This window comes from Erwinia sp. AC075 (genome assembly GCF_979253995.1).
Genome location: NZ_CEEDEU010000001.1, coordinates 2,564,375 through 2,583,349, shown reverse-complemented (window position 1 = coordinate 2,583,349; position 18,975 = coordinate 2,564,375). Strand labels below are relative to the sequence as shown.

Genomic DNA, 18,975 nt, shown 5'->3' with positions numbered 1-18,975 from the left:
CATGCGCGTTGCCGATTTTTCGTTTGAGTTGCCCGAATCTTTGATTGCCCATTATCCGCAGGCCCAGCGCAGCGGATGTCGTCTCCTTTCCCTTAACGGACCGGATGGCGAGTTGTCTCATGGCATCTTTACGGATTTGCTGGATAAGCTCACCCCTGGCGACCTGCTGGTGTTCAACAACACCCGCGTCATCCCTGCGCGTGTGTTTGGTCGTAAAGTCAGCGGCGGCAAAATTGAAGTGCTGGTTGAGCGCATGCTCGATGACCATCGCGTGCTGGCCCATGTGCGGGCGTCGAAAGCGCCAAAGCCGGGTGCAGAGTTACTGCTCGGCGATGATGAAAGCGTCAAAGCGACAATGGTTGCCCGCCACGATGCGCTGTTTGAACTGCAGTTTGACGATGAGCGCGCGGTACTGGATATCCTCAATGCGGTGGGGCATATGCCGCTGCCGCCTTATATTGACCGTCCTGATGAAGACGCTGACCGTGAGCTGTATCAGACCGTCTACAGCCAGCGCCCGGGCGCTGTCGCTGCGCCAACGGCCGGCCTGCATTTCGATCAGCCCATGCTCGACGCGCTGCGTGAAAAGGGCATCGAAACGGCCTTTGTCACCCTTCACGTTGGGGCAGGGACCTTCCAGCCCGTTCGGGTGGACAGCATTGAAGACCACATTATGCACGCGGAGTATGCCGAAGTGCCGCAGGATGTGGTGGATGCGGTGCTGGCCTGTAAAGCCCGTGGCAACCGCGTGGTGGCCGTAGGCACCACTTCCGTGCGTTCGCTGGAAAGCGCCGCGCAGGCGGCTCAGGATGCGCTGATCGCGCCGTTCTTCGACGATACCAAAATCTTTATTTTCCCCGGCTACCAGTATCAGGTGATTGATGCGCTGGTGACCAATTTCCACCTGCCGGAGTCCACGCTGATTATGCTGGTCTCGGCGTTTGCGGGTTACCGCAATACGATGCACGCCTACCAGCAGGCGGTGGCAGAGCAGTACCGATTCTTCAGCTACGGCGATGCGATGTTTATCACCCGCAATCCCGGGGCTGTTACCGAGCAGGTTGGCGAATAACATCCAACCGGCAGTATCCTCAGCCGTGCACCCTGTGCGGCTGTTAACACTTAACATCAGACTGTATCTCTGGTGGAGGCAACGTGAAGTTCGAATTAGATAAAACTGACGGGCGCGCGCGCCGTGGCCGTCTGATCTTCGATCGCGGCGTGGTGGAAACCCCGGCATTTATGCCCGTGGGCACCTACGGCACGGTAAAAGGCATGACGCCGGAAGAAGTGATTGATACCGGTGCACAGATCATCCTCGGCAACACTTTCCACCTGTGGCTGCGTCCTGGCCAGGAAGTGATGAAGCTGCACGGCGATCTGCATGACTTTATGAACTGGAAAGGCCCGATCCTTACCGATTCCGGCGGCTTCCAGGTGTTTAGCCTCGGCGACATCCGTAAAATCACCGAAGCCGGCGTGCACTTCCGCAATCCGATCAACGGCGATGCGATCTTCCTCGACCCGGAAAAGTCGATGGAGATCCAGTACGATCTCGGTTCTGACATCGTGATGATCTTCGATGAATGTACCCCCTATCCTGCTGACTGGGATTACGCCAAGCGCTCGATGGAGATGTCACTGCGCTGGGCGCAGCGTAGTCGCGATCGCTTTGATTCTCTTGAGAATAAAAATGCGCTTTTCGGCATAATCCAGGGTGGGGTTTACGAAGATTTACGAGATGTCTCGGTAAAAGGGCTGGTAGAGATTGGCTTTGATGGTTACGCTGTGGGCGGCCTGGCGGTCGGTGAGCCAAAAGAAGATATGCACCGTATTCTGGAGCATGTCTGCCCGCAGATCCCGGAAGACAAACCCCGTTACCTGATGGGCGTCGGTAAACCTCAGGATCTGGTGGAAGGCGTACGTCGCGGAATCGATATGTTCGACTGCGTGATGCCTACCCGCAACGCGCGCAACGGCCACCTTTTTGTGACCGACGGCATCGTAAAAATCCGTAATGCGAAGTATAAAGATGACACCGCAACGCTGGATGCGGAGTGTGATTGCTACACCTGTCGCAATTACAGCCGTGCCTACTTGCATCATCTTGATCGTTGTAACGAAATACTGGGTGCGCGTCTGAACACCATTCACAACCTGCGCTATTACCAGCGTTTAATGGCTGGTTTACGTCAGGCGATTGAAGACGGTAAGTTAGAGCACTTTGTGACTGAATTCTACGACCGGACGGGTAACACGGCTCCGCCACTATCCGTTTGATAATTAAACAATGAGGGAAATTTAATGAGCTTGTTCATTTCTGACGCAGTGGCAGCAGCTGGCGCGCCGTCTCAGGGAAGTCCTTATTCACTGGTTATTATGCTGGTGGTTTTTGGTCTGATTTTCTACTTCATGATCCTGCGCCCGCAGCAAAAACGCGGTAAAGAGCACAAGAAGCTGATGGACTCCATCTCTAAAGGTGATGAAGTGCTGACCACCGGTGGCCTGGTTGGCCGCGTCACCAAAGTGGCTGACACCGGTTATGTTGCTATCGCGCTGAACGAAACTACTGAAGTGGTAGTTAAACGTGACTTCGTGGCTGCCGTTCTGCCGAAAGGTACGATGAAGGCGCTTTAATTTTTTGTTTTCCCTAAGGGAACTGCCGTGTTAAACCGTTATCCTTTGTGGAAGTACATCATGCTGATCGTCGTGTTACTCGGCGGCCTGCTGTACGCACTTCCCAACCTGTATGGTGAGGATCCGGCCGTTCAGATCACTGGTGCGCGCGGAAGCGCCGCCAGTGAGCAGACGCTGGTTCAGATCCAAGATGCCTTGAAGCAAGATAATATCCAGAGCAAATCCATTGCACTGGAAAATGGCGCAATTCTGGCGCGTTTCGCAAACGGTGACGTGCAGCTGCGTGCCCGTGATGCCATTACCAAAGTGTTGGGTGAAGACTTCGTTGTCGCGCTTAACCTTGCTCCCGCAACGCCAACCTGGCTGACCTTGCTGGCCGCAGAGCCGATGAAACTCGGTCTCGATCTGCGCGGCGGCGTACACTTCCTGATGGAAGTCGATATGGATACCGCTCTGGGTAAACTCCAGGAGCAGAACATCGATAACCTCAGAAGCGATCTGCGTGACAAAAACATTCCTTATACCAACGTTCGCAAAACCGACAATTACGGTCTGGAAATTCGTTTCCGTGATGCCGCGTCGCGTGATGCTGCCGTCAGCTATCTGTCGGACCGCCATCGTGACCTGGTGATCAGCGGAACCAGCGGTAATACCCTGCGAGCGGTGATGACTGACGATCGTCTGCGTGAAGCCCGTGAATATGCGGTTCAGCAGAACATCAATATCCTGCGTAACCGTGTTAACCAGCTTGGCGTAGCCGAACCGCTGGTTCAGCGTCAGGGTTCCGATCGTATTGTGGTTGAGCTGCCTGGTATCCAGGACACGGCCCGTGCGAAAGAAATTCTGGGCGCGACCGCCACGCTGGAATTCCGTCTGGTGAACACCACTGTTGATCCAACCGCTGCGGCTAACGGCCGTGTACCGGGTGATTCAGAAGTGAAAAACACCCGTGACGGTCAGCCAGTGACCCTGTACAAGCGCGTGATCCTGACCGGTGACCACATTACTGACTCCACGTCGAGCCAGGATGAGTACAACCAGGCACAGGTGAACATCTCGCTGGACAGCGCGGGCGGTAACATCATGTCCAACTTCACCAAGGATAATATCGGTAAGCCGATGGCAACGCTGTTTGTGGAATACAAAGACAGCGGTAAGAAAGATGCCAACGGCCGTGCGATCCTGGCGAAGCAGGAAGAGGTGATTAACGTTGCGAACATCCAGTCCCGACTGGGTAACAGCTTCCGTATTACCGGCATCAGCAACCCGAACGAAGCCCGCCAGCTGTCACTGCTGCTGCGTGCCGGTGCGTTGATTGCGCCAATCCAGATTGTTGAAGAACGTACCATTGGTCCAACCATGGGTGCGCAGAACATCACTCAGGGTCTGGAAGCCTGTCTGTGGGGCCTGATCGCCTCTATCGTATTTATGGTGGTTTACTACCGTAAGTTCGGTGTGATCGCCACCTCGGCGCTGGTGGCTAACCTGGTGCTGATTGTTGGTATCATGTCGCTGCTGCCGGGTGCAACGCTGACCATGCCGGGTATTGCCGGTATCGTGTTGACGCTGGCGGTTGCGGTGGATGCGAACGTACTGATTAACGAGCGTATCAAGGAAGAGATCAAGAATGGACGTTCCATTCAGCAAGCTATCCATGAAGGCTATAAAGGCGCGTTCTCCAGTATTGTCGATGCCAACGTCACCACGCTGATCACTGCAATTATTCTGTATGCGGTGGGCACCGGGTCAATCAAAGGCTTTGCAATTACGACCGCGATTGGCGTCGTGACCTCGATGTTTACCGCCATTGTCGGTACCCGTGCCCTCGTCAACCTGTTGTACGGCGGCAAACGCATCACCAAGCTGTCTATCTGAGGAGTGCGTTGTGGCACAGGACTATACCGTTGAACAACTGAACTACGGGCGTAAAGTTCATGACTTTATGCGCTGGGATAAAGTGGCCTTTACCATTTCAGCTCTGCTGCTGATCGCGTCCTTTGCGATCATGGGACTGAAAGGGTTTAACTGGGGCCTGGATTTTACCGGCGGAACCGTTATTGAAATCACCCTGGAGAAACCAGCGGATATTGACAGCCTGCGCGGTGCGCTGGAGAAGTCAGGATTCGTCGATCCTCAGGTACAGAACTTCGGCAGCAGCCGTGACGTGCTGGTGCGTATGTCCCCTAACGAGGGCAATGCGGGCCAGGAGCTGGGTAACAAGGTGGTGAGCATCATCAACCAGGCCAGCGAGCAGAACGCCACGGTTAAGCGTATCGAATTTGTTGGGCCAAGCGTGGGTAGCGATTTGGCGCAGGCTGGCGGCATGGCGCTGCTGGTGGCGCTGATTGCCATCCTGATCTACGTCGGTTTCCGCTTTGAGTGGCGACTGGCGTTAGGTGCGGTGCTGGCACTGGCGCATGACGTGATCATCACCATGGGTATCCTCTCTCTGTTCCATATTGAGATTGATTTAACCATCGTGGCGTCACTGATGTCGGTTATCGGTTACTCGCTGAACGACAGTATCGTGGTATCGGACCGTATTCGTGAGAACTTCCGCAAGATCCGTCGCGGCACGCCTTACGATATCGTTAACGTCTCGCTGACGCAGACGTTAAGCCGTACCATCATGACCTCGGCGACCACGCTGATGGTGGTGCTGATGCTGTTTATCTTCGGCGGCGCGCTGCTGGAAGGCTTCTCGCTGACGATGCTGATCGGGGTGTCTATCGGAACCGTTTCCTCTATCTACGTGGCTTCAGCGCTGGCGCTGAAACTCGGCATGAAGCGTGAGCACATGCTGCAGACCAAAGTAGAAAAAGAGGGTGCCGATCAACCTTCAATTATGCCGTAAGCTGTGACGTTACGATGAGAAAGGGCCGCGAAAGCGGCCCTTTTTTTATGGCGCGGTGGCCGGTTTTGGCGGATCTTGCAACACGATATCGTGAACCCTGATATAGCCCAACTGCTCAGGGGTGATATTGCTCAGGCGTAAGGGCACGGTAACTTCACTGCGCGCCAGCAGCGAGTCTTTCACCGTCAGTGACTGACTCTGGCTGTCTACCTGCAGCGGTTTACCGGTAGTGGGGTCCATTTCGCCCCATTCAACCTGCGCGGTAAAGGCCGGTATGGTGTTATCCGCTGCCGAGCGGATATGCAGAATGGCACGGGTGCCGTTAGCATCGCCTTCAATCTGGCTGAGGGAAAGGCGGACTTCGCCAGCCTGGCTCTTCAATGCCACTGCCGTTTTAGTGGCGGGCAGCAACCAGGCTCCCTGGTTTAAGGTACTGTTCAGCATGTTTTGCTGTTCAAGGCTGGCAGCCTGTTGAGTGAGCTGCTGCATTTCAATATTGAGCTTACCGACCTGATTATGCAGTTTATTCAGCTCTGGCTGCTGCTTGGGTGCTGCACAACCCGCCAGCATCAATGCTGCAACCAGCAGCAGAGGTTTTTTCTTTAAGTCTTTCGCCATACCCGCTCAGAGCTCCTTGCCGTCAATTTATTCTGGAATGCGCAATGTCTGCCCGGGATAAATTTTATTCACATCAGACAGCATCGGCTTGTTAGCTTCAAATATCTTATTGTATTTATTAGCATCGCCATAGACTTCTTTCGAAATGGCGCTCAGCGTGTCGCCTTTTTTCACCGTGTAGAAACGGGCTTCCGTGGCGGGTTGCTCCACGTTTACGTTGTCTTCCACTGCGGTGATGCCGGCGACGTTACCGACAGCAATCAGCACTTTCTCTTTCAACTCCTGTGAAATGGCATCGCCACTGATGCTGGCTTTGCCGTCGGCAACCTTCACGTCAATCTTGTCGCTGCCGGGCAGGTTGAGCTTGGTGATGTGCTCCTGCAGCTTTTTGTTCTGGTCATCGCCTCCGGTGACGGAGTCCCACAATTTCTCACCTGCTTCTTTTACGAAGTTAAACAATCCCATATATCCTCCGGTTTATCCTTGGTTAGAGAAGAAATAACGCTATACAACCTGCTTATTATAGCGGGTAAAGCGTTAAGCCACGTCAGGACACGCGCAGGTTCTGAGCGGCGAGGCAACATTCGCCAAAGGCACGGAAAGGGCGATGACGTTATTTTGTTAGTAGCCACTTCGCGCTACACTGTGGGCCAATTTCCAGGATTATCAGGAATTATCATGCATTGCCCGTTCTGTTCTGCTGTGGATACCAAAGTGATCGACTCCCGTTTGGTTGGGGAAGGCACTTCGGTGCGCCGTCGTCGCCAGTGTCTGGTGTGCCATGAACGTTTTACCACCTTTGAGGTGGCCGAACTGGTGATGCCTCGGGTCGTCAAAAGCAATGATATCCGCGAACCCTTCAATGAAGACAAGCTGGCCAGCGGCCTGATGAAGGCGCTGGAGAAGCGTCCGGTCAGCTCTGACGATGTGGAAAATGCCATCAGTCATATCAAAAGCCAGCTGCGTTCCACCGGCGAGCGTGAAGTGCCGAGCAAAATGATCGGCAACCTGGTGATGGATGAGCTGAAAAAACTGGATAAGGTGGCCTATATCCGCTTTGCCTCCGTCTACCGCAGCTTCGAAGATATTCGCGAGTTTGGCGAAGAGATTGCCCGTTTACAGGATTAAACCATGAGCGATGAAATCTGGATGGCGCGCGCCCTTGAGCTCGCCCGCCGTGGCCGGTTCACCACCACGCCCAATCCGAATGTCGGCTGCGTGATTGTCCGCGATGGTGTGATGGTCGGCGAAGGCTACCATTTTCGCGCCGGTGAACCACATGCTGAAGTCCACGCGCTGCGGATGGCTGGCGATAAGGCGAAAGGGGCAACGGCGTATGTCACCCTTGAACCCTGTAGCCACCACGGCCGGACGCCACCTTGCTGTGATGCGCTGATTGCCGCGGGCGTCAGCCGGGTTATTGCAGCGATGCAGGATCCCAATCCGGAAGTAGCCGGTCGCGGGCTATATCGCCTGCAGCAGGCGGGCATTGAGGTCAGCCATGGGCTGATGATGCAGGAAGCAGAAGCGCTTAATCGCGGGTTCCTGAAGCGCATGCGAACCGGTTTCCCATGGGTGCAGTTGAAGCTCGGCGCCTCTCTCGATGGCCGCACGGCGATGGCCAATGGCGAAAGCCAGTGGATCACCTCAGCAGAAGCCCGCCGCGACGTTCAGCGCCTGCGCGCCCAGAGTTCGGCTATCCTCAGCACCAGCGCCACCGTTTTGGCCGATAATCCGTCGTTAACCGTGCGCTGGCAGGATTTTGCCGCGGATACCCAGGCCGCGTATGCCGAAGCAGATCTGCGCCAGCCGGTACGGGTGGTGATTGACAGTCAAAATCAGGTGACGCCTGAGCACCGATTGATTTCCCAGCCCGGTGAGACCTGGCTGGCACGCCAGCAGGCAGATAACCTGAACTGGCCGGAGAACGTGGAGCAGTTCCTCGTTCCGCGCCATAATGACCATACCGATTTAGTGTCGCTGATGATGCTGCTGGGTCGCCGACAGATCAATACGGTCTGGGTGGAAGCCGGCGCAAAACTGGCCGGCGCACTGCTTACCGCGGGCGTCGTGGACGAGTTGATTGTCTATATGGCACCGAAATTACTGGGAGATAATGCACGCGGTCTGTGCCATTTACCGGGCATAGCACATCTTGCTGACGCTCCCGCCTTCACCTTCAGCGATAGTCGCCAGGTTGGGCCCGACATTCGCCTGACGCTGACGCCTGACTCTTAGCTTTTAAAAGCGGAGCAGAGCGGTGAAGAGTATGATAGAATCCGCCCCCCTGCGGGGCCATAACTGAACCCTGAAAGGAAGATTATGAACGTTATTGAAGCTGCTGTTGCTACTCCTGACGCGCGCGTTGCCATCGTCATTGCGCGTTTCAACAACTTTATCAACGACAGCCTGCTGAGCGGTGCCCTTGATGCGTTAAAGCGCATCGGCCAGGTGAAAGATGAAAACATCACCGTGGTGTGGGTGCCAGGCGCCTATGAAATGCCAATGACCGCACGTGCGCTGGCTAAAGCCGGTAAGTACGACGCTGTTGTCGCCCTCGGAACCGTTATTCGTGGCGGGACTGCCCACTTCGAATATGTCGCTGGTGAAGCCAGTTCTGGCCTGGCCAGCGTCGCGATGAACAGCGATATTCCGGTCGCATTTGGTGTCCTGACGACTGAAAACATCGAACAGGCCATTGAACGTGCCGGAACCAAAGCGGGTAATAAAGGCGCAGAAGCTGCCCTGACCGCACTAGAAATGATTAACGTATTGAAAGCCATCAAAGCCTGATTTTAAGGGGAATTTCGTGAAACCTGCTGCTCGTCGCCGCGCCCGTGAATGTGCTGTCCAGGCGCTTTACTCCTGGCAGTTGTCTAAAAACGACATCTCTGATGTCGAATATCAGTTTCTGGCGGAGCAAGACGTCAAAGACGTTGATATCAGCTACTTCCGCGAGTTGCTGGTAGGCGTTGCAACCAACAGCGCATACCTGGATGGCCTGATGAAGCCGTACCTGTCGCGTCAGCTCGAAGAGCTGGGCCAGGTAGAAAAAGCCATCCTGCGTATCTCGCTGTTTGAGCTGAGCAAGCGTGCCGATGTTCCCTACAAGGTGGCCATCAATGAGGGCATTGAGCTGGCGAAAGTGTTCGGCGCCGAAGACAGCCATAAGTTTGTCAATGGCGTGCTGGATAAAGCCGCTCCCTACATCCGCCCCAACAAGAAGTAATCCTCCAAGGCCGGTCTGACCGGCCTTCTTCATTTTTCAAACTCGGAACGCATAGTATGGCATGTGGCGAATTCGAACTTATCGCGCGTTATTTCGATCGTGTGACAAGCTCCCGTCGCGATGTGGAAAAGGGCATCGGCGACGACTGCGCATTACTGACGCTGTCTGAAAAACAGACCCTCGCTATCAGCACCGATACGCTGGTAGAAGGCGTTCACTTCCTGCGTGATATCCATCCTGCCGATCTGGGCTACAAAGCGCTGGCGGTTAACCTCAGCGATCTGGCTGCAATGGGCGCCGATCCGGCCTGGCTGACGCTGGCCTTAACCCTGCCATCCGTCAACGAAGCCTGGCTGAAGGACTTCAGCGACAGCCTGTTTGAGCTGCTCGACTACTACGATATGCAGCTGATTGGCGGTGACACCACGCGTGGGCCGCTGAGCCTGACGCTGGGCATTCATGGCCTGGTGCCGCAGGGCAGGGCGCTGAAACGTTCAGGTGCCCGTCCCGGCGACTGGATCTACGTCACCGGCACGCTGGGCGACAGTGCCGCAGGCTTAGCGCTGCTGCAACACCTCGTGAAGATTAACGATCCGGTGGCGCATGAAATGCTGATCAAACGCCATCTGCGTCCGATGCCGCGTATTTTGCAAGGACAGGCGCTGCGCGACCTGGCCAGTTCGGCGATCGATCTGTCCGATGGGCTGATTTCCGATCTGGGTCATATCCTGAAAGCCAGCGACTGCGGCGCCAGACTGAATCTGGAAGCCTTGCCGCTTTCTGAAGTGATGAAACTGCACTTCGAGCCAGAGCAGGCGATCCGCTGGGCGTTAAGCGGTGGCGAAGATTACGAACTGTGCTTCACCGTGCCGGAGATTAACCGTGGCGCGTTAGACGTGGCGCTGGGGCATTATGGCGTGCCGTTTACCTGTGTGGGTCAGATCGCCCCACAATCCGAAGGCTTGGTGCTGTTACAGGACGGCAAGCCCGTCGAAAAAGACCTGAAAGGATTTGACCATTTTGGCCGCGAATAAGGATGTGGCGAAAAGCCGCCTGAAAATGAGCAACCCCTGGCATCTGCTGGCCACCGGTTTTGGCAGCGGACTCAGCCCCTATGTCCCGGGCACCATGGGCTCGCTGGCTTCGATCCCGTTCTGGTATCTGATGACCTTTTTGCCGCAGGATATTTACTCGCTGGTGGTGATGTTCGGTATCTGTATCGGGGTCTATCTTTGCCACCGTACGGCGAAAGATATGGGCGTTCACGATCACGGCAGCATTGTCTGGGATGAGTTTATTGGCATGTGGATTACGCTGATGGCGATCCCGGTCAACAGCTGGCAGTGGGTGCTGGCGGGGTTTGTGATCTTCCGTATTCTGGATATGTGGAAGCCGTGGCCGATCCGGTGGTTCGATCGCAACGTGCACGGTGGCATGGGGATTATGGTCGACGATATCATCGCCGGCATTCTCTCCGCGGGCATTCTCTATTATACCGGGCTGCATTTTACGTTCTGAACCGCGTGTTCTGAAGCGGCAGGATAAGAAAGGGCGACGTAACCGTCGCCCTTTTTCTTTACTCGAAGCCGACCACGTTATGCGGCTGGTAGGCACTTTCAAGCTGGATAATCTCTTCCAGCGTCAACTCAACGTCAACCGCCTGTACCAGGTCGGCGAGCTGTTCGGTTCTTGATGCGCCGATGATCGGGGCAGTGACCGCCGGCTTAGCCAGCATCCACGCCAGCGCGACCTGCGCGCGGCTGATGCCCTTATCTTCCGCAATCTCGGCCACCCGGGCGGCAATCGCGCCGTCGTTCTCTTCGGTTTTGTCATACAGCGTGCTGCCGAACTCATCAGAGACGGAACGCGCGGTGGTTTCGCCCCATGGACGCGTCAAACGGCCTCGCGCCAGCGGACTCCACGGCAGCACGGCAATATTCTCGGCCTGACACAGCGGATGCATTTCCCGCTCTTCCTCACGCTGGATCAGGTTGTACTGGTCCTGCATGCTGACAAAGCGTGTCCAGCCATGTAAATCTGCGGTGTACAGTGCTTTAGCGAACTGCCAGGCGAACATCGAGGATGCGCCGATGTAGCGAGCCTTGCCCGATTTCACCACGTCGTGCAGCGCTTCCAGCGTCTCCTCCAGCGGGGTGTTGTAATCCCAGCGGTGGATTTGCAGCAGGTCGACGTGATCCATCCCAAGCCGGCCAAGGCTGTCGTCAATGGATTGCATGATATTCGCGCGGGAAAGTCCGCCCGAAAGGTTGCTCATCGGGAAGTAGACTTTGGTGGCGACCACGACCTCGTCGCGGCGGGCAAAATCTTTCAGCGCGCGGCCAACAATCTCTTCACTACTGCCATCGGAATAGCTGTTAGCGGTATCGAAGAAGTTGATGCCTGATTCCAGCGCTTGCCTGATCAGCGGGCGACTGCTCTCTTCAGGAAGTGTCCAGGCGTGGCGGCCTCGATCGGGTTGACCGAAGGTCATACAGCCCAGGCAAAGGCGGGAAACCGTCAGATCGGTTGTGCCCAGTGTGGTGGTTTTCATGCGAGCTCCTGCCAGTCGGTTGGCGGCGTTAAGCCGGTAAAGAACTGAATAAGCATAGCAGGAGAAAAGCTCCCCGGACGGGGAGCATTGTGCGGAATTACTGCGCGAGCCAGTCGGTGATTTGCTGCTCAATGCCTTCTGCATCAAGCAGATAGTCATGACGGATCTCATCCTGGGTGCCCTGCGGGATAAACTCATCAGGCAGCCCGACGGTCAGAACCGGGACCAGCAGGCGCCTGGCCATCAGCAGTTCAATTACACCACTGCCTGCGCCACCTTTGATCGCGCCTTCCTCCAGCGTAATCAGCGCTTCATGGCTGGCAGCCAGCTCAATAATCAGCGCGTCATCCAGTGGTTTCACAAATCGCATATCGACCAGCGTGGCATTCAGCTTTTCAGCAACCGCTGCCGCTTCTGGCAACAGGGTGCCGAAGTTGAGGATCGCCAGCTTCTCGCCTTCGCGTTTGACCAGGCCTTTACCCAGTTGCAGCGAGGCAAGCGGCTTCAGTTCTGCGCCGGTTCCGGTGCCGCGTGGATAACGTACCGCGCTTGGCCCCTGCGAATAGTGGTAGCCGGTGTACAGCATCTGACGGCATTCGTTTTCATCGCTTGGCGTCATGATCACCATATTCGGGATGCAGCGCAGGAACGAGATATCAAATGCGCCCTGATGGGTCTGTCCGTCAGCACCGACAATACCGCCACGGTCGATGGCGAACAGCACCGGCAGCTTCTGGATCGCCACGTCATGGATCAGCTGATCGTAGGCGCGTTGCAGGAAGGTGGAGTAAATCGCCACCACCGGCTTATACCCCCCGATCGCCAGACCGGCAGCAAAGGTCACCGCGTGCTGCTCAGCGATGGCCACATCGAAATACTGGCCAGGATAATCGCGTGAGAAGCTGACCATGCCAGACCCTTCACGCATGGCTGGCGTGACCGCCATCAACTTGCTGTCATCGGCGGCGGTTTCGCTCAGCCACTGCCCGAAGACTTTCGAGTAGCTTGGCAGCCCTTCAGCCGCTTTTGGCAGCAGGCCGCTGGCAGGATCGAACTTAGGCACCGCATGCCAGGAGATCGGATCTTTTTCTGCCGGGGCGTAGCCTTTGCCCTTTTTAGTCATGATATGCAGGAACTGTGGGCCTTTCAGCTCGCGCATATTCTTCAGCGTTTGCACCAGTGCCAGCACGTCGTGACCGTCGACCGGGCCGATGTAGTTAAAGCCCAGCTCTTCAAACAGGGTGCCCGGCACGACCATCCCTTTCAGGTGCTCTTCCGTACGCTTCACCAACTCTTTGATTGGCGGCAGGCTGCCCAGCACTTTTTTGCCCCCCTCACGCAGGCGTGAATAGGTTTTGCCGGACAGGATTTGCGCCAGACGATTGTTCAGCGCGCCGACGTTTTCTGAAATCGACATTTCGTTGTCATTCAGCACCACCAGCATATCGGTTTTGATGTCGCCCGCATGGTTCATGGCTTCAAACGCCATCCCCGCCGTCAGCGCACCATCGCCAATCACGCATGCCGTGCGGCGGTTTTTGCCTTCTTTCTCTGCCGCGACAGCCATACCCAACCCGGCGCTGATCGACGTCGAGGAGTGCCCAACGTTCAGCACATCAAACTCGCTTTCATCGCGCCACGGGAACGGGTGCAGCCCATTTTTCTGGCGAATGGTGCCAATACGATCGCGTCGTCCGGTGAGGATTTTATGCGGGTAGGCCTGATGGCCGACATCCCACACCAGATGATCAAAAGGCGTGTTGTAAACGTAATGCAGCGCGACGGTCAGTTCCACCACGCCAAGACCAGAGGCAAAGTGGCCGCTGGAGCGGCTTACGCTGTCGAGTAAATACTGACGTAGCTCATCACAAAGTCTTGGCAGGCTCTCTTTGGGGAGCGATCGTAATTCTTGTACCGTGCTGGCCAACGCCAGCGTCGGATATTTTGCAGTATCAAAACTCATCAGAGACTCATTGTGGAAGTTATTTATTGCGTTCAATTATGTAACTTGCCAGCGCTTGTAATGACGTTGTAGTAAAAGAGTGCGCGGCAAGTGTTTCTAATGCGCTGAGTGACTCCTGATAGAGGTCCCACGCTTTGGCCCGTGCGCCGTCGAGTCCCATCAGGGCCGGGTAGGTACTTTTGCCTAAATGCTGATCGGCTCCCTGCCGTTTGCCGATAATGGCGGTATCACCCACCACATCTAAAATGTCGTCCTGCACCTGGAACGCCAGACCAATCGCATTGGCATAACGATCGAGTGCGGGCAGGGCAGCGCGCCCACGTTCTCCGGCGGCTAAAGCGCCCAGACGAACGGCGGAGCGAATTAACGCCCCGGTTTTATGGCGGTGAATTTGCTCCAGTGCGGCCAGATCAACCTGCTGGCCTTCGGCAGCCAGATCCAGCGCCTGTCCGCCGCACATCCCTGCCACGCCACTGGCCTGAGCCAGTTCTGAAAGCATCGCCACGCGGTATTCTGCGCTCACGCCTGGCATCGGTGTATCGGCCAGAATTGAAAAGGCCAGCGTTTGCAGAGCATCGCCGGCCAGGATCGCCGTATCCTCGCCATACTTAATGTGGCAGGTCGGTTGGCCACGGCGCAAGCTGTCATCATCCATCGCCGGCAGATCGTCGTGGATCAATGAATAGGCATGAATGCATTCAACGGCTGCCGCGGGCGCATCCAGCGCGGCATCGTCCGCGCCGAGCATTTCTCCGGTGGCGTACACCAGAAAAGGACGTAAGCGTTTACCCCCCAATAATGCCCCATATTCCATGGCATTAACCAGCGGGGAATTCTGAAACGGCAGTGGCGCGATAAAACGCTGTAAAGCCTGATTCACACGCGTGTGGTGCGCGGTCAGTAAATCGTTAAAATCCATTACTCATTTTCCGGCGTGAAGGGCTGCAGGTCAGCGTCTTTATCGTCGCTCAACAGGATCTGCACGCGCTGTTCAGCGGCCTGCAGTTTTTGCTGGCCCGCACGTGCGAGCTGCACGCCGCGTTCAAATTCATTCAGCGCTTCTTCCAGCGGCAGGTCACCGCTTTCAAGACGGGATACAATCTGCTCCAGCTGCTGCAGAGAGGTTTCGAAGCTGGCTGGCTGTTCGGCTTTTTTAGGCATAATGGCGTTCTGCTCAGTCGTTTTTTTAGCGTGAAGCCGCCCATGGTAGCCGACTCGAAATGATTAGCAAAATAATGATGCTGCTAACGGATGAAGAAGCAGTGAGCGGACAGGTGTGATACACTCGAGTATTGAATGTAAAGGGCTACAAGCTGCTTTGCAATACCCTCATTTTACCAGCTAAGTGCGTCCCATTTCAGCACTTAATTGCTTAACGAACCCATGCCGCCATGAAGTTTATCATTAAGTTATTCCCCGAAATCACCATCAAAAGTCAGACCGTTCGCCTGCGTTTTATTAAAATCCTGACGACGAATATCCGTAACGTGCTGAAGGACAGCGATGAAACGCTGGCCGTGGTCCGTCACTGGGACCATATCGAAGTGCGTTCAAAGGACGATAGCAAGCGTTCCGTACTGGTTGAAGGGCTGCAGCGCATCCCCGGCATTCACCATATCCTCGACGTGGAAGATCGTGCTTATACCGATATGCACGACATCTTTGAGCAGACGCTGGAGCTGAACCGCGATCGTATTGAAGGGAAAACCTTTGCTGTCCGCGTGAAGCGCCGGGGCAAGCATGATTTCAGCTCGCAGGATGTGGAGCGTTACGTTGGCGGCGGGCTCAATCAGCACGTGGCCAGCGCCCAGGTGAAACTGAATCACCCGCAGGTGACGGTGAATCTGGAAATTGAAGACGATCGTATGCTGTTAGTGACCGGCCGTCATGAAGGCATCGGTGGCTTCCCGATCGGCACTCAGGAAGATGTCCTGTCGCTGATTTCCGGCGGCTTCGACTCCGGCGTATCCAGCTATATGCTGATGCGTCGCGGTTGCCGCGTGCATTACTGCTTCTTCAACCTTGGCGGCGCAGCGCACGAAATCGGCGTTCGTCAGGTGGCGCATTATCTGTGGAACCGTTTTGGTCGCTCGCACAAGGTGCGTTTTGTGGCGATCAACTTCGAGCCGGTGGTCGGTGAGATCCTCGAGAAAGTGGAAGACGGTCAGATGGGCGTAGTGCTGAAGCGCATGATGGTGCGTGCCGCATCTCAAATCGCCGAGCGTTATGACGTGCAGGCGCTGGTAACCGGTGAAGCGCTTGGCCAGGTGTCCAGCCAGACGCTGACCAACCTGCGCTTAATTGATAACGCCAGCGACACGCTGATCCTGCGCCCGCTGATTTCCCATGATAAAGAGCACATCATTAATCTGGCGCGTCATATCGGTACGGAAGATTTTGCCCGTACCATGCCGGAATACTGCGGTGTGATTTCCAAAAGCCCAACCGTCAAAGCGGTCAAGGCGAAGATCGAAGCGGAAGAGCAGAACTTCGATTTTGCTATTCTCGATCGGATGGTCGCAGAAGCCACCAACGTCGATATCCGTCGTATTGCGGAAGATACCGAGCAGGAAGTGGTTGAAGTCGAAACGGTGGTGTCATTCGGCCCGGAAGATATGGTGCTGGATATCCGTTCTGCCGATGAGCAGGACGATCGTCCGCTGGAGCTGGAAGGGGTGGAAGTGAAAGGCCTGCCGTTTTATAAGCTCAGTACCCAGTTCGGCAATCTGGACCAAAGCAAAACCTGGCTGCTTTACTGCGATCGCGGCGTAATGAGCCGTCTGCAGGCCCTTTACCTGCACGAGCAGGGCTTCAAAAATGTGAAGGTCTATCGTCCGTAGTGGGCAGTGGAGCTGACTTATCCCGTCAGCTCCACCCTTGCCAGCAGGCACTTTCCCCGCCTGCCGGCACCTCACGCTGTTTCTTTGCGTCGATCCTATTCAATCCACTCGCGGTAATCATAAATTCCGGCAGCGACCACCAGCTGTTTCGCCACTTCATGGGCTTTATCCCGGCCTAAAATCAGGTCGATTAACTTCAGCGCGAAGTCGATAGAGGTGCCCGGTGCCTGGCTGGTCAGGAGATTGACGCGCGGATCCCACACCACCCGTTTATCCATCCACTTCTCATCAGGAATGGTCTCTTTAAGACCCGGAAAACCGGTCATATTGCCGACCGGGAACAGGTTATGGGGGATCAGCACCGTGCCGGCAGCGGCACAAATCGCGGCAACAATACGGCCTGAGAGATGGAACTGGCGCACCGTTTCAACCAGTAGCGGGCTGTCGCGGAAGGCTTCAGCGCCTTTCAGGCCGCCGGGCAGCACGATGGCGGCAAAATCATTATCTGCCACCTCCACCAGCGGCGCATCGGCAATCAGCCTGACGCCGCGCGAGCAGCGGATTTCTCTGCTGCCGTCATCCGTCACGCTGGCAGTGGTCACGTTCAGCCCGGCGCGCACCAGCAGGTCGATAGTGGTGACCGCTTCCGTTTCTTCACTGCCAGGTGCCAGGCAAACCAGTACCGATGCGTTCTCGCTCATAATCTTGTTCCTTTCGCTTAATCAATTCATAAAGTCGGCTATTTTCAGGCGTTGCCAGGCCTTGTGCCCGCGCTCGTCGGATGACGTAGCCGGTAATGTAATCTATTTCTGTGCGGCGCTCGGCGCGGATGTCCTGCAGCATGGAAGAGGTATTGGCGGTGGTGGAGTTGATCACGTCCAGCACATAGTCGAGCAGCCCTTCACGCGAGGTATGCTGGCCTTCGCGCTCCATCACCATCGCCACTTCATTGCACAGCGCCGAGACTTCATCCAGATGATGAAGCAGTTCGCCATTGGTGCAGTCGTACTGCACGGTTAGCGGGTTAATCACGCAGTTAACGGCGAGTTTCTGCCATGCGGCGGAGGCCACATTATTGTGCCAGGCGACATCCGGCAGCGCCTGCTGCAACACCTCTGCCAGATCGCTGAGTGCCGCTGCATCGGCAGAAGTTGGGCCGATGTGGGTGATACCGGCCGCAACGTGGACGATCACCGTACCGTCGCGTTTCGCCGCATGCGTGGTGATACCTCGCAGTAGCGGCTGATGCAGGGCTTTCAGTTCATCCAGCGTCCCCATGCCGTTATGCAGCAGCAGGATCGGGCAGTCATCGCGCAGGATAAACTGCAAATTCTTCACCGCCTCGGAAACCTGCCAGGCTTTGAGGGTGACGAGCAGCAGGTCGCTTTCCGCGAGGAACTTTGGATCGTTGGCTATGCATGTCTTATTGATCGTCGTGCCATTCAGATCGATGACGTTGACGGAGCAGTAGGGCTGCGGCACCCGCAGCCAGCCCTGTACATCATGTCCCTGAGCGTCGAGGGCAGCTAACCAGATTTGCCCTAATGCACCGCATCCCAGTACGGTAATCTTCATACGTCCTCCCCGCGTGCGGGTTGCGTTAGTACCACCTTGCTGTCAGCCCATCATGGCGCCGCGCAGGTTTGTTATCCTTATTATAGCTTTCAACGCCGATGGTTTTTTTAACGGCGCTAAGTCGGTATTATGCATGTCACTTTAGGATCAGGAGAATACATCATGCCATCTTTCGATATCGTTTCAGAAATTGACATGCAGGAAGTCCGAAATGCGGTGGAAAATGCCAACCGCGAAATCTCAAGCCGTTTCGATTTTCGTAACGTGACCGCCAGCTATGAGCTGATTGAGAAAAACGAGTCTATCAAGGTGTTAAGCGAGTCTGACTTTCAGGTTAAACAGCTGATTGATATTCTGCGCGAAAGGCTGCTGAAGCGTGGCATTGAAGGCGCGGCGCTGGAGATCCCGGAAGAGATTGAGCACAGCGGTAAAACCTGGAGCGTGGAAGCCAAAATGAAAAAAGGCATTCCTGCGGATGTGGCGAAAAAGCTGGTTAAGCTGATCAAAGACAGCAAAATCAAAGTGCAGACGCAGATTCAGGGTGAAGAATTACGCGTGACGGGGAAATCTCGTGATGACCTGCAGGGCGCAATGGCGCTGGTGCGTGGTGGTGATTTGGGACAGCCTTTCCAGTTTAAAAACTTCCGCGACTAAGCGATCCCAGACAGCGGGGCTTTTCAGGGCCGCGCTGGCTGGTTATCTGCATCG

Annotated in this window: 21 protein-coding genes; 13 read left to right on the top strand and 8 right to left on the bottom strand. The window is 55.7% G+C overall.

The features are described from left to right. Position 1: 1 nt before the first annotated feature. The 5 genes from queA (at position 2) to secF (ending at position 5,491) form a co-directional block, all read left to right on the top strand. Positions 2–1,072, top strand: coding sequence for a tRNA preQ1(34) S-adenosylmethionine ribosyltransferase-isomerase QueA (gene queA, locus AC0IXH_RS12340; RefSeq protein WP_346565689.1), 1,071 nt, complete (start codon positions 2–4; stop codon positions 1,070–1,072). A gap of 83 nt (positions 1,073–1,155) precedes the next feature. Continuing rightward, positions 1,156–2,280, top strand: a complete 1,125-nt coding sequence (tgt, locus tag AC0IXH_RS12335; RefSeq protein ID WP_013201010.1) for a tRNA guanosine(34) transglycosylase Tgt — start codon at positions 1,156–1,158, stop codon at positions 2,278–2,280. A gap of 24 nt (positions 2,281–2,304) precedes the next feature. Next, entirely contained in the window at positions 2,305–2,637 is a 333-nt protein-coding gene (gene yajC, locus AC0IXH_RS12330; RefSeq protein WP_013201011.1) for a preprotein translocase subunit YajC, read from the top strand. 27 nt (positions 2,638–2,664) lie between these two features. Next, positions 2,665–4,512, top strand: coding sequence for a protein translocase subunit SecD (gene secD / locus AC0IXH_RS12325; RefSeq protein WP_013201012.1), 1,848 nt, complete (start codon positions 2,665–2,667; stop codon positions 4,510–4,512). Between the two features lie 10 nt (positions 4,513–4,522). Next, positions 4,523–5,491, top strand: coding sequence for a protein translocase subunit SecF (secF, locus tag AC0IXH_RS12320; RefSeq protein ID WP_013201013.1), 969 nt, complete (start codon positions 4,523–4,525; stop codon positions 5,489–5,491). 45 nt (positions 5,492–5,536) lie between these two features. Here the strand turns inward: secF and AC0IXH_RS12315 are convergent, their stop codons facing one another. Both AC0IXH_RS12315 and lysM read right to left on the bottom strand, forming a co-directional pair. Further along, on the bottom strand, positions 5,537–6,109 hold the full coding sequence (locus tag AC0IXH_RS12315) for a SadB/YajI family lipoprotein (RefSeq protein WP_013201014.1): 573 nt from the start codon (positions 6,107–6,109) through the stop codon (positions 5,537–5,539). A gap of 27 nt (positions 6,110–6,136) precedes the next feature. After that, positions 6,137–6,574: a peptidoglycan-binding protein LysM gene (lysM, locus tag AC0IXH_RS12310; protein ID WP_013201015.1), complete on the bottom strand. Its 438-nt coding sequence runs from the start codon at positions 6,572–6,574 to the stop codon at positions 6,137–6,139. Between the two features lie 213 nt (positions 6,575–6,787). Here lysM and nrdR point away from each other — a divergent pair, with 213 nt between their 5' ends. From nrdR to pgpA, 6 genes are all read left to right on the top strand, one after another. Then, positions 6,788–7,237, top strand: a complete 450-nt coding sequence (gene nrdR / locus AC0IXH_RS12305; RefSeq protein WP_151038114.1) for a transcriptional regulator NrdR — start codon at positions 6,788–6,790, stop codon at positions 7,235–7,237. A gap of 3 nt (positions 7,238–7,240) precedes the next feature. Continuing rightward, complete coding sequence (gene ribD, locus AC0IXH_RS12300; RefSeq protein ID WP_151038113.1) at positions 7,241–8,347, top strand: bifunctional diaminohydroxyphosphoribosylaminopyrimidine deaminase/5-amino-6-(5-phosphoribosylamino)uracil reductase RibD; 1,107 nt, start codon at positions 7,241–7,243, stop codon at positions 8,345–8,347. An 84-nt stretch (positions 8,348–8,431) separates the two neighbouring features. Then, positions 8,432–8,902, top strand: coding sequence for a 6,7-dimethyl-8-ribityllumazine synthase (gene ribH, locus AC0IXH_RS12295; protein ID WP_013201018.1), 471 nt, complete (start codon positions 8,432–8,434; stop codon positions 8,900–8,902). Positions 8,903–8,918: 16 nt separating this feature from the next. Beyond that, complete coding sequence (gene nusB / locus AC0IXH_RS12290; protein ID WP_013201019.1) at positions 8,919–9,338, top strand: transcription antitermination factor NusB; 420 nt, start codon at positions 8,919–8,921, stop codon at positions 9,336–9,338. A gap of 56 nt (positions 9,339–9,394) precedes the next feature. Then, positions 9,395–10,372, top strand: a complete 978-nt coding sequence (gene thiL / locus AC0IXH_RS12285; protein ID WP_013201020.1) for a thiamine-phosphate kinase — start codon at positions 9,395–9,397, stop codon at positions 10,370–10,372. Continuing rightward, positions 10,350–10,856 (top strand): phosphatidylglycerophosphatase A, encoded by a 507-nt coding sequence (pgpA, locus tag AC0IXH_RS12280; RefSeq protein ID WP_471720497.1) that lies wholly within the window; start codon positions 10,350–10,352, stop codon positions 10,854–10,856. The genes thiL and pgpA overlap by 23 nt, the downstream gene beginning before the upstream one ends. 58 nt (positions 10,857–10,914) lie before the next feature. Here the strand turns inward: pgpA and AC0IXH_RS12275 are convergent, their stop codons facing one another. The 4 genes from AC0IXH_RS12275 to xseB form a co-directional block, all read right to left on the bottom strand. Further along, the gene (locus AC0IXH_RS12275) at positions 10,915–11,889 is read right to left on the bottom strand and encodes an aldo/keto reductase (protein ID WP_471720496.1); all 975 of its coding nucleotides are present in this window, start codon (positions 11,887–11,889) and stop codon (positions 10,915–10,917) included. Between the two features lie 97 nt (positions 11,890–11,986). Continuing rightward, a complete protein-coding gene (dxs, locus tag AC0IXH_RS12270; protein ID WP_013201022.1) occupies positions 11,987–13,852 on the bottom strand; it encodes a 1-deoxy-D-xylulose-5-phosphate synthase in 1,866 nt (621 codons plus the stop codon). 19 nt (positions 13,853–13,871) lie between these two features. Beyond that, positions 13,872–14,771: a (2E,6E)-farnesyl diphosphate synthase gene (ispA, locus tag AC0IXH_RS12265; protein ID WP_471720495.1), complete on the bottom strand. Its 900-nt coding sequence runs from the start codon at positions 14,769–14,771 to the stop codon at positions 13,872–13,874. Then, entirely contained in the window at positions 14,771–15,013 is a 243-nt protein-coding gene (gene xseB, locus AC0IXH_RS12260) for an exodeoxyribonuclease VII small subunit (protein ID WP_013201024.1), read from the bottom strand. The genes ispA and xseB overlap by 1 nt, the downstream gene beginning before the upstream one ends. A 230-nt stretch (positions 15,014–15,243) precedes the next feature. Here xseB and thiI point away from each other — a divergent pair, with 230 nt between their 5' ends. Further along, positions 15,244–16,692 carry a tRNA uracil 4-sulfurtransferase ThiI gene (gene thiI, locus AC0IXH_RS12255; protein WP_013201025.1) on the top strand — a complete coding sequence of 483 codons (1,449 nt, stop codon included), beginning with the start codon at positions 15,244–15,246 and terminating at the stop codon, positions 16,690–16,692. Positions 16,693–16,787: 95 nt separating this feature from the next. On the opposite strand, the gene yajL is transcribed toward thiI, so the two are convergent. After that, positions 16,788–17,393, bottom strand: a complete 606-nt coding sequence (gene yajL / locus AC0IXH_RS12250; RefSeq protein ID WP_053141824.1) for a protein deglycase YajL — start codon at positions 17,391–17,393, stop codon at positions 16,788–16,790. Further along, positions 17,347–18,267, bottom strand: coding sequence for a 2-dehydropantoate 2-reductase (gene panE / locus AC0IXH_RS12245; protein WP_471720494.1), 921 nt, complete (start codon positions 18,265–18,267; stop codon positions 17,347–17,349). Before panE ends, yajL begins: the two co-directional genes overlap by 47 nt. Positions 18,268–18,429: 162 nt before the next feature. On the opposite strand from panE, the gene AC0IXH_RS12240 reads away from it, so the two are divergent. Next, entirely contained in the window at positions 18,430–18,921 is a 492-nt protein-coding gene (locus AC0IXH_RS12240; protein WP_013201028.1) for a YajQ family cyclic di-GMP-binding protein, read from the top strand. Positions 18,922–18,975: the final 54 nt, after the last annotated feature.